The 12,890-nt window shown below is 72.9% G+C and carries 8 protein-coding genes; 6 read left to right on the top strand and 2 right to left on the bottom strand.

The features are described from left to right. Positions 1 to 6 precede the first annotated feature (6 nt). Positions 7 to 1,785 (top strand): non-ribosomal peptide synthetase, encoded by a 1,779-nt coding sequence (locus ABEB00_RS22190; protein WP_345621768.1) that lies wholly within the window; start codon positions 7 to 9, stop codon positions 1,783 to 1,785. A gap of 204 nt (positions 1,786 to 1,989) precedes the next feature. Continuing rightward, on the top strand, positions 1,990 to 2,409 hold the full coding sequence (gene panD / locus ABEB00_RS22185) for an aspartate 1-decarboxylase (protein WP_345621767.1): 420 nt from the start codon (positions 1,990 to 1,992) through the stop codon (positions 2,407 to 2,409). A gap of 480 nt (positions 2,410 to 2,889) precedes the next feature. On the opposite strand, the gene gndA is transcribed toward panD, so the two are convergent. Beyond that, positions 2,890 to 4,329: an NADP-dependent phosphogluconate dehydrogenase gene (gene gndA, locus ABEB00_RS22180; protein WP_345621765.1), complete on the bottom strand. Its 1,440-nt coding sequence runs from the start codon at positions 4,327 to 4,329 to the stop codon at positions 2,890 to 2,892. A gap of 282 nt (positions 4,330 to 4,611) precedes the next feature. Between gndA and ABEB00_RS22175 the strand changes: the two genes are divergently transcribed. Further along, positions 4,612 to 5,958: a transglycosylase family protein gene (locus tag ABEB00_RS22175; protein ID WP_345621763.1), complete on the top strand. Its 1,347-nt coding sequence runs from the start codon at positions 4,612 to 4,614 to the stop codon at positions 5,956 to 5,958. On the opposite strand, the gene ABEB00_RS22170 is transcribed toward ABEB00_RS22175, so the two are convergent. Continuing rightward, on the bottom strand, positions 5,948 to 7,177 hold the full coding sequence (locus tag ABEB00_RS22170) for a DMT family transporter (protein ID WP_345621762.1): 1,230 nt from the start codon (positions 7,175 to 7,177) through the stop codon (positions 5,948 to 5,950). The genes ABEB00_RS22175 and ABEB00_RS22170 overlap by 11 nt on opposite strands. 405 nt (positions 7,178 to 7,582) lie before the next feature. On the opposite strand from ABEB00_RS22170, the gene glgA reads away from it, so the two are divergent. The 3 genes from glgA (at position 7,583) to ABEB00_RS22155 (ending at position 12,890) form a co-directional block, all read left to right on the top strand. Further along, positions 7,583 to 8,749, top strand: a complete 1,167-nt coding sequence (gene glgA, locus ABEB00_RS22165) for a glycogen synthase (protein ID WP_345621761.1) — start codon at positions 7,583 to 7,585, stop codon at positions 8,747 to 8,749. Positions 8,750 to 8,869: 120 nt separating this feature from the next. After that, positions 8,870 to 10,090 carry a glucose-1-phosphate adenylyltransferase gene (gene glgC, locus ABEB00_RS22160; protein WP_345621760.1) on the top strand — a complete coding sequence of 407 codons (1,221 nt, stop codon included), beginning with the start codon at positions 8,870 to 8,872 and terminating at the stop codon, positions 10,088 to 10,090. Between the two features lie 148 nt (positions 10,091 to 10,238). Further along, on the top strand, positions 10,239 to 12,890 hold the full coding sequence (locus tag ABEB00_RS22155; RefSeq protein WP_345621759.1) for a PA14 domain-containing protein: 2,652 nt from the start codon (positions 10,239 to 10,241) through the stop codon (positions 12,888 to 12,890).

Below are 12,890 nucleotides of genomic sequence, written 5' to 3'. Positions count from 1 at the left end.
ACTGCGATGTACGCACCCGGTGCCCACCACGACCGGAACCCGACCGTGCCAGAAGTGGAACCCCGCCCGGCGGTGCTGCCCGAGGCGGCGCCACCGCCGCCGAGAACCCTCCTCGGCATACTCCGGGAGACCGTTTCGGCCCACCCCGGACAGGCCGCCGTGGACGACGGCACCCGCAGGCTGACCTACCGCGAACTGTCCGCCGAAGTCGAGGCAGGCGCCCAGCGGTTGCGGACGCTGGGGATCGGCGTCGGTGACCGGGTCGGCATTCGGATCCCCTCGGGCACCGCGCGGCTCTACGTCGCGATCCTCTCCGTACTGGCCGCCGGCGCCGCGTACGTGCCGGTCGAGGCCGACGATCCCCCGGCGCGGGCGGAGCGGGTGTGGACCGAGGCCCAGGTGTGCGCGGTCCTCGAAGCCGGCGGGACGACCCGGCTGCGGGAGGGCACCCCGCCCCGTTCCGTCACCGGCGTCCCCGGACCGGACGACGACGCCTGGGTGATCTTCACCTCCGGTACCAGCGGCCGGCCCAAGGGGGTGGCGATATCCCACCGAGCCGCCGCGGCGTTCGTGGACGCGGAGGCCCGCGTCTTCCTGCCGACCGCGCCACTGGGGCCCGGCGACCGCGTACTCGCCGCCCTCTCCGTGGCGTTCGACGCCTCCTGCGAGGAGATGTGGCTGGCCTGGCGCCACGGAGCCTGCCTGGTCCCGGCTCCGCGCGTGCTGGTGCGGTCGGGAGCCGACATCGCCCCATGGCTCCGGGAGCGGCGCGTCACGGTCGTCTCCACGGTGCCCACCCTGGCGGAGCAGTGGCCGGACGCCGCCTACGCCGGCGTCCGCCTGCTGATCGTGGGCGGCGAGACATGCCCGTCGGCACTCGCCCGCCGGCTGGTCGCCGGTGTCGCCGCGGGCGGTGAGGTCTGGAACATCTACGGCCCCACCGAGGCGACGGTGGGCTGCAGCGCCGCCCGGCTCACGGCCGAGGACACCGTCCGCATCGGCCTGCCCCTGGACGGATGGCGGCTCGCCGTCGTCGACGCGAGTCTCCAGCGGGTCGGCTGGGGCGAGACCGGTGAACTCGTCATCGGCGGGGTCGGCCTGGGCAGATACCTCGACCCGGTCCTCGACGCCGAGCGATTCGCTCCCGCCCAGGGCTGGCCGCGGGCGTACCGGACCGGAGACCTGGTGCGCGCCGAGGAAGCCGGCCTGGTGTACGTCGGCAGGGCGGACGACCAGGTGAAGATCCGGGGCCACCGGATCGAACCCGAGGAGATCGCCGCCCTGCTGACCGCCCATCCGCTGGTACGCCAGGCACATGTGCGTGCCTTCGACGACGGTGACGGCCCGTACCTGGTGGCCTACGCGGTGACCGGCTCGCAGAACACGACGGAGCTGCGGTCGTATCTGGCGGCGAACCTGGCCACGGCGATGCGGCCCCGTTCGATCGTCCCGCTGGCCGCGCTCCCCCTGCTGGGCAGCGGCAAGCTCGACCTGGCCGGACTGCCGGCCCCCGCCCCGCAGACACCGGTGCGCATCGCGCCCCGGGAGGATCTGCCGGACGCCCCGGCAGCGGTGGAGGAGATCGTCACCGCGACGTGGTGCGAGGTGCTGAACGTCGCGCACGTGGACCGGGACGAGAACTTCTTCGACATCGGTGGCCACTCGATGCTCTTGATAAAGGTGCAGCGCCGGCTCTCCGAGAGATTCAACCGGCGCATCCCCGCCGTCGACCTCTTCGCATACCCGACCGTGCGCACCATGACCACCTATCTGAGCAAGGGGTGAGGTACAGAGGGCGAAGCAAGAGTGACAGCGATCACGGTCCCCTCCCGAAGGGTGCTGCGTAGGCTTGTGCGGTCGTCCAGCGAGACCAAGCGAGACCAAGCGGGACCAAGCCGAAGCTGCTCGTGCGTGCGACGCGTTGTAGGGTGTGGAAATAGCCCTTGACCTGCAAAAACGCAGGCAGGGAGCCTAGTGTGGGAGTTCCCGATGCTTCGTACCATGTTCAAGTCCAAGATCCACCGAGCCACCGTCACCCAGGCCGACCTGCACTACGTGGGTTCCGTCACCGTCGACGCCGACCTGCTGGACGCCGCCGACCTGCTGCCCGGTGAGCTGGTGCACATCGTGGACATCACCAACGGCGCCCGGCTGGAGACCTACGTCATCGAGGGCGAGCGGGGCTCCGGTGTGATCGGGATCAACGGGGCCGCCGCCCACCTGGTGCACCCCGGCGACCTCGTGATCCTCATCAGCTACGCCCAGGTCGACGACGTCGAGGCCAGGGCGCTGAAGCCGCGGGTGGTGCATGTGGACGCGGACAACCGCATCGTGGAGCTGGGCGCCGACCCGTCCGCGCCGGTGCCGGGCTCGGATCAGGAGCGCGGCCCGCACGCCGTGCCGGCCTGAGCCCGCCGCCGGCCGCCGGCCCCGGGCGGGCCGGGAGGCCGGGGAGGACCCGTCCGGGTCACACGGTTCTCCCGGGGAGCGAGGGGGAGGGCTTGGGGGAGCGGCCGCCGGGTAGGCGGGGGAGAAGTCCAGAGCCGACGCCCGACGATCCACTGGCCGGAGGACACCTGCCATGACGAACCCGTATCCGGACCCCGTCCCGCCCGGTCCCACCCCGGGCCCGGGCCCCCAGCCCCCGCAGCCCCCTCCGGGCCCCGGCCCGCAGCCGACGCCCCAGCCGCCGGGACCCGGGCCGCAGCCGGTGCCGCCGGGTCCGCCGGACCCCTCGCCCGCTCCGGTGCCGCCGGGCCCGGAGCCCGTACCGCACCCGGAGCCGGGACCCCCGCTGAGCTGACCGGCCGCACGCACACCGCGCCCCCGCGCGGCACACGCCGGGCGGTGACCGGACCCACCCTCCCGGTCACCGCCCGCAGGGTGCGTTCAGGCCGGCACCTCCGACCGGTCCCCGCCCCACAGCGTGTGGAACGCGCCGTCCCGGTCCGTCCTGCGATACGTGTGCGCCCCGAAGAAGTCCCGCTGCCCCTGGGTGAGCGCGGCCGGCAGACGCTCCGCGCGCAGCGCGTCGTAGTACGCGAGGGCCGCGGCGAAACCGGGCGTCGACACGCCTTGGCGCACCGCGGCGACCAGCACCTCGCGCCAGTCGTCCTGGGCGCCCGCGATCTCCCGGGCGAACGTCTCGTCCGACAGCAGGCTGGGCAGGTCGGGCCGGGTGCCGTAGGCCTCGCGGATACGGTCGAGGAAGGCCGCGCGGATGATGCAGCCGCCCCGCCAGATCGCCGAGACCGCGCCCAGGTCGATGTCCCAGCCGTACTCCTCGCTGCCCGCGGCGATCTCGTGGAAGCCCTGCGTGTACGACACGATCTTCGACGCGTACAGCGCCTGCTCCACCCGGTCGGCGAAGGCGGCCGCCTCCGACTGCGACAGCGGCGACGGCCGCGGCCCGGCCAGCTCGCGCGAGGCCTCCCGCAGCGCCGCGTGCCCGGACACCGAGCGGGCGAAGACCGCCTCCGCGATCCCGGACACCGGCACCCCGAGGTCGAGCGCGATCTGCACGGTCCAGCGGCCCGTGCCCTTCTGCTCGGCCTGGTCGACCACCACGTCCACGAACGGCCGGTCCGTCGCCGCGTCGACGTGCGACAGCACCTCCGCCGTGATCTCGATCAGATACGAGTCCAGGCGACCGGTGTTCCAGGTGCGGAAGATCTCCGCGATCTGCGCGGGGGAGTACCCGGCCACGTCCCGCAGCAACTGGTACGCCTCCCCGATGAGCTGCATGTCGGCGTACTCGATGCCGTTGTGCACCATCTTCACGAAGTGCCCGGCGCCGTCCGGCCCCACGTGCGTGACGCAGGGCGCGCCGTCCGACGCCTTCGCGGAGATCTTCTCCAGCATCGGGCCGAGCGACCCGTACGACTCCTTCGAACCGCCCGGCATGATGCTCGGCCCGTTCAGGGCGCCCTCCTCGCCACCGGAGATGCCGGTACCGACGAAGTGGATGCCCTTGTCACGAAGTTCCCGCTCCCGGCGCCGGGTGTCCGCGAAGTGCGCGTTCCCGCCGTCGATGATCATGTCGCCGGGTTCGAGGAGCGGGGCGAACTCCTGGATCACGGCGTCGGTCGGTTCCCCGGCCTTCACCATGATCACCAGGCGGCGGGGGCGCTCCAGCGCCGCCACGAACTCCTCGGCGGTCTCCGTCGCGACGAAGTCGCCCTCCCCGCCGAACTCCTCCACCAGCGCCTTCGTGCGCGAGGCCGTCCGGTTGTGGACGGCGACCGAGTAGCCGTTGCGGGCGAAGTTGCGGGCGAGATTGCGGCCCATGACCGCGAGACCCGTGACACCGATCTGCGCTGTTGTGCTCATGTGCGGGGGCTCCTCATCACCTGGATTCGAGTACGTCAGTATCGCTGCCCGACCATCCTGACGCGCCGGTACCTCGGCCGCATGTCAGTGAAGGCGGTGCGCCGAGGTGTCCTGCGGTACGCGCCGGAGGGCTCAACCGCTCACCGCGCGTGCGCCCCCGGCGCCCGGTGAGCGCTGAATCTCTGCCACTTCGCCTCCGTGCGCGGCCGGTACCCGTCTTGTCCTGTCCGGTTCGCAGCGCTTACTTTTGCCCCTCCTGACGCAGTGGCGAGGGGGAAGTCGATGGCCGTACGCGGCCGGCACCGCCGGTATCAGCCGAACAGGATCAACCGCGCTTCACTGACCGTGACGGCGGGCGGTGCCGGGATGGCGCTCCCGTTCATCGGCACCGGCACCGTGCAGGCGGCCGACGTGGAGACCTGGGAGAAGGTCGCCGCCTGCGAGTCCACCGGCGACTGGGACATCAACACCGGCAACGGCTTCTACGGCGGACTGCAGTTCACCCAGTCCACCTGGGAGGCGTTCGGCGGCGCCCGGTACGCGCCCCGCGCGGACCTGGCCACCCGGGACCAGCAGATCGCCGTCGCGGAGAGGGTCCTCGACGGGCAGGGGCCCGGCGCCTGGCCGGTGTGCTCGGCGCGGGCCGGACTGACCCGGGGCGGCGACACCCCGGACATCCGCCCGGCGGGTTCCGCGCGGGCGGAGGTGAAGGAGAAGAACGCCGCGAAGGGCACCGACAGTGCCGGGAAGAGCGGCGGGAAGACCGGGTCCGAGGGCCGGACCAAGGGGGGCGGCAAGGCAAAGGCCGAGGGGTCCGCCGCGGCGGACGTGCGGCCCCAGACCACCCCGCAGTCCCGGGCCGGCCGGTCCCGGACGTACACCGTGATCTCCGGTGACACGCTGTCGGGCATCGCGGAGGAAAAGCGGGTCCGGGGCGGCTGGCAGAACCTCTTCGACGCCAACCGCGGCGTCATAGGGAGGGACCCCGACCTGATCCTGCCCGGTCAGCGCCTGGCGCTGAGCGGCGAGGGAGCAGGGCGCACCACCGAGCGCGCCCCGGAGCGCGAGGCCGACCGCAAGACGGCGGAGAAGGAGACCGACCGCAAGGCGGGGAAGAAGACCGACCGCAAGGCGGCGGAGAAGAAGACCGAGCGCGAAGCCCCCTCGGCGAAGCCGAAGAAGCAGAGTTCCACGGCGAGCGACGCGAAGAAGGCGAGTTCCGGCCACGCCCTCGTGGCCCCCGTCGCCGCGGCCACGGGCACCGCCTACCACCAGGCGGGTTCCTCCTGGTCGAAGGGGTACCACACCGGCGTCGACTTCCCCGTGGTCACCGGCACGACCGTCAGGTCGGTCGCCTCCGGCCAGGTGGTCAGCGCCGGCTGGGAGGGCTCCTTCGGCTACCAGGTGGTCGTCCGGCACAGCGACGGCCGGTACTCCCAGTACGCCCATCTCTCGGCGATCTCCGTGCGGGACGGGCAGAGCGTGAGCGCCGGCCAGCGCCTCGGCCGCTCGGGGTCCACCGGCAACAGTTCGGGCCCGCACCTCCACTTCGAGGTGCGGACCGGGCCCGGCTTCGGTTCGGACATCGACCCACTGGCCTATCTGCGGGCCGGCGGGGTCAGGATCTGACCCGCACCCGGTGCCGGCCCGGCAGGGGCAGCGGGACGTACGGGCCGCCGTGGAAGACGCCGCCGTACAGGACGCAGTAAGGGGCCCGCGCCGCGGTTTCCTCCGCCGCGCCGGCCCCGCGCGCCGCCACCCCGGCCGCGTCGGTCACCTCCGCCGCGGCCGGCGCGGGCACCATGACCTTGCCGGGCAGCGGACCGGAGTCCGGCACCGCCCCCGCCCCCTCCGTACGCTCACCCTCCACCCGCGCGCCCCCCACCCGCGCGCTTTCCCCGCGCCCGTCCTCCGCGCGGGGCCGCTGCTCGTCCGTCGGGTCTTCCCGCCCCGCCTCCACCGCGTGCCGCCGTTCGTCACGGGGCGTCCGGTCCGTCGCGCCCGCGTCCTCCTCCTCCGGACGGGAGAGACGTTCCGTCGTCAGCAGGATCAGGCCGCCCGCGGCCACCACGCCGCAGCCCAGCGCCAGCGCCGTGCCGGCCGTGCCGTAGCGGAAGGTCTCGCCGAACATCGTGATGCCGACCGCGGCGGCGACCACCGGGTTCACCACCGTCAGCGTGGCCAGCGGCGCCGTGAGGCCCGCGCCCCGGTAGGACGCCTGCGACAGCAGCATGCCCGCCGTGGCCAGTACGCCGATCACCGCCAGGGACGGCGCGTCGGCCGTCGAGATCCCGTCGGACCAGTCGACCGCCACGGTCTTGGTGAAGACCGAGGACATGCCGAAGGCGATACCGGACGCGGTCGCCAGCAGCATGCTGCGCACGGCCGGGTGCCGGTGGGCCGCCCGGCCCGCGATCATCAGCGCCACGACCACCCCGGCGGTCACGACCGCCACCCCGATCCGCTGCGCGGTGTCCAGCGACCGTGACTCGGTCGAGCCGACCAGGGAGAGCAGACCCGCCAGTCCGACGGTCGCCATGATCGCGCCACGCCACGCCGTCGCGCCGGCCGCGCGTCCCACGAAGAGGGCGGCCATGGGCAGGGCGACCACGATCGTCAGCGCGCCCAGCGGTTGCACCAGGCTCAGCGGGCCGTAGGCGAGGGCCACCACGTGCAGCAGTCCGCCGAGGCCGTTCAGCGCGACCGCCGCCCACCAGCCGGGGCGGCGCAGCGGCGCGTACTGCCGGCCCGGCGAGGACACCGCGACCTGCTCCTGCACGATCGCCCCGCCCGCGTAGGCGACCGCGGACACGAGGGAGAGCACCACTGACAGCGCGAGGGCGCTCATCGGCGCCTCCTCTGCGTGGGGCGGGGGTCTGACCCGAGGGGCCCGGCCCGGCGCGGCGAACGGTCGGCATCCATGGCAACAGCCTGCCGCGCCGATTGCTTCCCGTCGTCAGTCCTGAGCACGCATTGGGTCCTACTGCCGATGGAGTACGCCGGGCGCACACTCCTCCCAGAGGTGGGTGGTGCCGGGGTCCGCCCGTACGTGCCGTCAGTACGTACTGTGGGCGTTTGCCCCGATCCTGGATTCCGCGCGCCACCGCTGCCTTCCCCGCCCCGCGTGCCCCGGGACCGCCACCGCCGCCACCGCCCGCCCCGCCCCGAGCCGGTTCCGACCCCTCGCGCTCTTCCCCCCGCGCCCCCCGTAGGTGACCATGAGGTGATCAGTCGTCGAGAGTGGAGGTTCCGGGTGCGTGTGGGACTGCTGACCCGGGAGTACCCGCCGGACGTCTACGGGGGCGCCGGCGTCCATGTGGAGTTCCTGGCCCGGGAACTCGCCGCCCTGGTCGACCTGGACGTGCACTGCTGGGGCGAGGCGTCCGGCGCCGACGCCGGCGGCGTGCTGCGCCACCGCCCCTGGGCCGCCCTCGACGGCGCCAACGACGCGCTGCGCACCTTCTCCGTGGACCTCGCCATGGCCGCCGCCCTCGAAGGCCGCGAACTGGTGCACTCCCACACCTGGTACGCCAACCTCGGCGGCCACCTCGCCAAGCTGCAGCACGGCGTGCCCCATGTGGTGACCGCGCACTCCCTGGAGCCGCTGCGCCCCTGGAAGGCCGAGCAACTGGGCGGCGGCTACGCCCTCTCCAGTTGGGCCGAGCGCACCGCCGTCGAGGCCGCCGACGCGGTGATCGCCGTCTCCGGCGCCATGCGCGAGGACATCCTCGGCTGCTACCCGGCGCTGGACAAGGACCGCGTGCACGTCGTGCACAACGGCATCGACACCCGCCTGTACCGCCCCGACCCCGCCACCGACACCCTGGACCGGCTCGGCATCGACCGGTCCCGCCCCTATGTCCTCTTCGTCGGCCGCATCACCCGCCAGAAGGGCGTGCCGCACCTGCTGCGCGCGGTCCGGCACATCGACCCGTCCGTCCAGGTCGTGCTCTGCGCCGGCGCGCCCGACACCCCGCAGATAGACCGGGAGTTCCGCGACCTCTTCGCCGAACTGAGCCGGGACCGCGAGGGCGTGCACTGGATACCGCAGATGCTGCCCCGCCCGGAGGTCATCCAACTCCTCACCCACGCCGCCGTCTTCGCCTGCCCCTCCGTCTACGAGCCGCTCGGCATCGTCAACCTGGAGGCGATGGCCTGCGGCACGCCCGTGGTGGCCTCGCGGGTGGGCGGTATCCCCGAGGTCGTGGCAGACGGCGAAACGGGGGTACTCGTCACCGTGGACGACGACTTCGAGGCGGGGCTCGCGCGCGCACTGGACTCGGTCATCGGCGACCCCGAGGCCGCACGCCGCATGGGCGAGGCGGGACGGGAGCGCGCGGTGGGCGAGTTCGGCTGGGACGCGGTGGCCCGCCGAACGGTCCGGCTCTACGAGGAAGTCCTCTCCGCCGGCAGGTCCTGAGGCGGCGCGAGTCCCCGGACGGAGCGACTTCCGAGGCGGCGGTGCAAGTACGCAAGCAGGCTTAGGCGGGCGGTCCAGGGGCAGGTGTGGGCCACCACAGCGAGGGTGAGGGGAGCGGCCATGCGTCGTGGAGGTCCTTCGGTGCTCGGAATAGTTCTGGCGGGCGGCGAGGGCAAACGCCTGATGCCCCTGACCGCGGACCGCGCCAAACCCGCGGTCACCTTCGGCGGCACCTACCGCCTGGTCGACTTCGTGCTGTCCAACCTGGTCAACGCCGACGTCCTGCGCATCTGCGTGCTCACGCAGTACAAGTCGCACTCGCTGGACCGGCACATCACCACCACCTGGCGGATGTCCAGCCTGCTCGGCAACTACGTCACCCCGGTCCCCGCCCAGCAGCGCCTCGGCCCGCGCTGGTACCTGGGCAGCGCCGACGCGATCCTGCAGTCGCTCAACCTCGTCCACGACGAACAGCCCGAGTACGTCGCGGTGTTCGGCGCCGACCACGTCTACCGCATGGACCCGCGCCAGATGGTCGCCCAGCACATCGAGTCCGGCGCGGGCGTGACCGTGGCCGGCATCCGGGTGCCCCGCGCCGAGTCCTCGGCCTTCGGGGTGATCACCCCCGGTTCCGACGGCCGGACCGTCGAGCGTTTCCTGGAGAAGCCCGCCGACCCGCCCGGCCTCTCCGACGACCCCGAGTGCGTCTTCGCCTCGATGGGCAACTACGTCTTCACCACCAAGGCCCTGATCGAGGCGCTCCAGCGGGACGCCGAGGACGAGACCTCCGTGCACGACATGGGCGGTTCGATCCTGCCCCAGCTCACCGACCGGGGCGAGGCCGGACTGTACGACTTCAGCGCCAACCACGTGCCCGGGGAGACCGCCCGGGACCAGGGCTACTGGCGGGACGTGGGCACCCTCGACGCCTACTACGACGCCCACATGGACCTGATCGCCGAGCGCCCCGCCTTCAACCTCTACAACCGGCAGTGGCCGATCTACACCTCCTCCGGGCAGCACTCGCCCGCCCGGTTCAACGCCGGCGGCATCGCCGGGGAGTCGATCGTCAGCGCGGGATGCCTGATCAGAGGGCAGGTCACCCGGTCCGTGCTGTCGCCGGGCGTGGTGGTCGACCCGGGTGCGGTGGTGCAGGGCTCGGTGCTCCACGACAACGTGCACATCGGCCGGGGCGCCGTCGTGCGCGGGGCGGTGCTGGACAAGAACGTCCAGGTGCCGCCGGGCGCGACGATCGGCGTCAACCCGGAGCGGGACGCCGAGCTGTACACCGTCTCCAAGGGCGGCGTGATCGGCCTCGGCAAGGGCCAGCGCGTCCCCTGACCGGAGGCCGGCCGCCCCCGCACAGCCCCGTCGCGAGAAACGGACGGGGCTGTTGTCGTCTCCCTGGACGCGCATCGGAATCCGTGTTGTCATGCATCTGCCGTTACATCGATGTAATCACCGGGCTTTCCCGCGAAGGAGAGGATCCGTGCGCATCAGACGACTCAGAGAACGAGCGACGTTACTGCTCGCCGCGGCACTCGGCATCGGCGTACTCACCGCCGCCCCCGCCGCCCCCGCGGCGCCTCCCGCGTCGGCGGCCGCCGCCGACGGGGCCGCGAGCGCGGCCGCCGCGCCGGCCGCGGCGGTCCAGGGACTGAAGGGCGAGTACTACACGCAATCGGCCCCCGGAGCCTTCGACTTCGACCAGCTCAAGGCCACCGGCTTCGACCCGCAGCTCGACTTCGCCGACCTGGAATCGCGCCTGCGGTTCGCGACCGGCCAGGCGGACGACGTCAGCGTCCGCTGGACCGGCAAGCTGGTCCCCGAGAAGACCGGCCCGCACACGTTCTCGATCACCGGCGACAACGGCTTCCGCCTCTGGATCGGCGGGCAGCTCGCCATCGACCACTGGGTTGACGACTGGGACCGCGAACAGAGCGCCGAACCGGTCGGCCTGACGGCGGGGCGGTCGTACGACATCAAGCTGGAGTACTTCGAGCACTACGGAGGCTCGAACCTGCACCTGCGCTGGACCGAGCCGGCCGGCGCCAAGCGGGCCGTCCCGCGCTCGGCGTTCCGGCTGCCCGACGGCTTCGACTACGACGGCGCCACCGCCGCCACGGTCCTCGGCACCGGCCGCACCCTGCGACTCGACTTCGCCCAGCCGCTCGCCGCACCCCCGGCCGGCCTCACCGGCCACCTCCGGGCGGTGATCGGCGGTGCCGCCTGGCCCCTCGGGACGGCCCGGCTCGACCCGGCCGACCCCAGCTCCGTCCTCGTCGCCCTCGACCAGCCGGTGGTCGGGAACAAGACCGGCACCGCACCCGGCACCGCGGAGATCCGCTACGACGGCGAGGGCGGTCTCACCACGGCCGAAGGCAACGTTGTCAACGCCTTCTGGACCAGCGGCCCCAACCACTCCACGCACGAGCTGCGCACCGAGTGGGCCGACGAGGTCGGGCCGGACAACGCGCTGCCCGACTACCCGCGCCCGCAGCTCACCCGCGCCGACTGGCGCAACCTCAACGGGCGCTGGCAGTTCGCCGCCGCCGAGGCGGGCGAGCGGCCCCCCGTCGGCCGGACGCTGACGGAGCGCATCCTCGTGCCCTACCCGGTGGAGTCCCAGCTCTCCGGCGTCCAGCGGCACGAGGACCGCATGTGGTACCGGCGCACCTTCACGGTCCCCGCCGACTGGCACATCGGTTCCGGCCGGCGCCTGCGGCTCAACTTCGGCGCGGTGGACTGGCAGAGCCAGGTGTACGTCAACGGCGTCGAGGTCGCGGCCCACAAGGGCGGTTACGACAAGTTCAGCGCCGACGTCACCGACGCGCTCCGGCCCGGCCGCACCCAGGAGCTGATCGTCGGGGTGTACGACCCGACCGACGCCGCCGACGGCGAGAACCCGCCGCTCGGCAAGCAGCGCCTGGACCCGAGCGGCATCTGGTACACGCCCTCCTCCGGCATCTGGCAGACCGTCTGGATGGAGCCGGTCGCCCGCGACCACGTCGACTCCCTCAAGCTGACGCCGGACATCGGCGCGTCCACGCTGACCGTGGAACCGCGGGGCGTGCGCGACGGCGTACGGATCACCGCGACGGCGTACGAGGGGCACCGCGAGGTGGCCACGGTCAGCGGACGCACCGGCACCCCGCTGACCCTGCGGATCGCGGACCCGCGCCGGTGGTCGCCGGACGACCCGTTCCTGTACGACCTGAGGGTCAGCGTCGGCGCCGACCGGGTCGGCGGCTACTTCGGCATGCGGTCCGTCTCCGTGGCGAAGGTGAACGGCACCCCGCGCACCCTGCTCAACGGCGAGCCGGTCTTCCTGATGGCCACCCTCGACCAGGGCTTCTGGCCGGACGGCCTGCACACCGCCCCCACCGACGAGGCCCTGGCGTACGACCTGAGGGCGCACAAGGAGATGGGCTTCAACTCGGTGCGCAAGCACATCAAGGTCGAGCCGGACCGCTGGTTCTACTGGGCCGACCGGCTCGGCCTGCTGGTCTGGCAGGACATGCCGGCCATGACGGCGGGCGTGAACCCGTCCACCGCCGCCCGCGCGGAGTACGAGCGGGAGATGAAGGAGATCATCGACGAACACGTCAGCAGCCCCTCGGTGATCATGTGGGTCACCTTCAACGAGGGCTGGGGCCAGTACGACGTCGGCCGGATCGCCGAGCAGGCGAAGTCCTGGGACCCGACGCGCCTGGTGAACAACCAGTCCGGCCTGAACCTCGGGGCCGACGGCGGGGCCGGCGACCTCATGGACGAGCACGGCTACCCCAGTCCCGCCCTGCCACCCCGGCCGGACGGTGAACGGGCCCTGGTCAGCGGCGAGTACGGCGGCCTGGGACTGGCGGTGCCCGGACACGCCTGGTCGGTCCAGCAGTCCTACGTGGACGTCGACCCGGCGACCTACACGGACGACTACCTCACCAAGCTGGCCGAGGTGCGCGCCCTGGCCTGCGCGGGCGGCAACGGCGCGGTCTACACCCAGATCACCGACGTCGAGGGCGAGCTGAACGGCCTGCTGACGTACGACCGGAAGGTGGTCAAGCCGGAGGTGGCGCGGCTCAGGGCGGCGCACGAGCGGCTGATCACCGACATCTCGCGGCCGGCCCCCGCGAACTGCGCCTGA

The sequence above is a fragment of the Streptomyces ziwulingensis genome (assembly GCF_039542605.1).
Lineage (GTDB): Bacteria > Actinomycetota > Actinomycetes > Streptomycetales > Streptomycetaceae > Streptomyces > Streptomyces ziwulingensis.
Note: the sequence above shows the minus strand (reverse complement) of the source record. Positions and strands in the feature narration are given on the sequence as shown.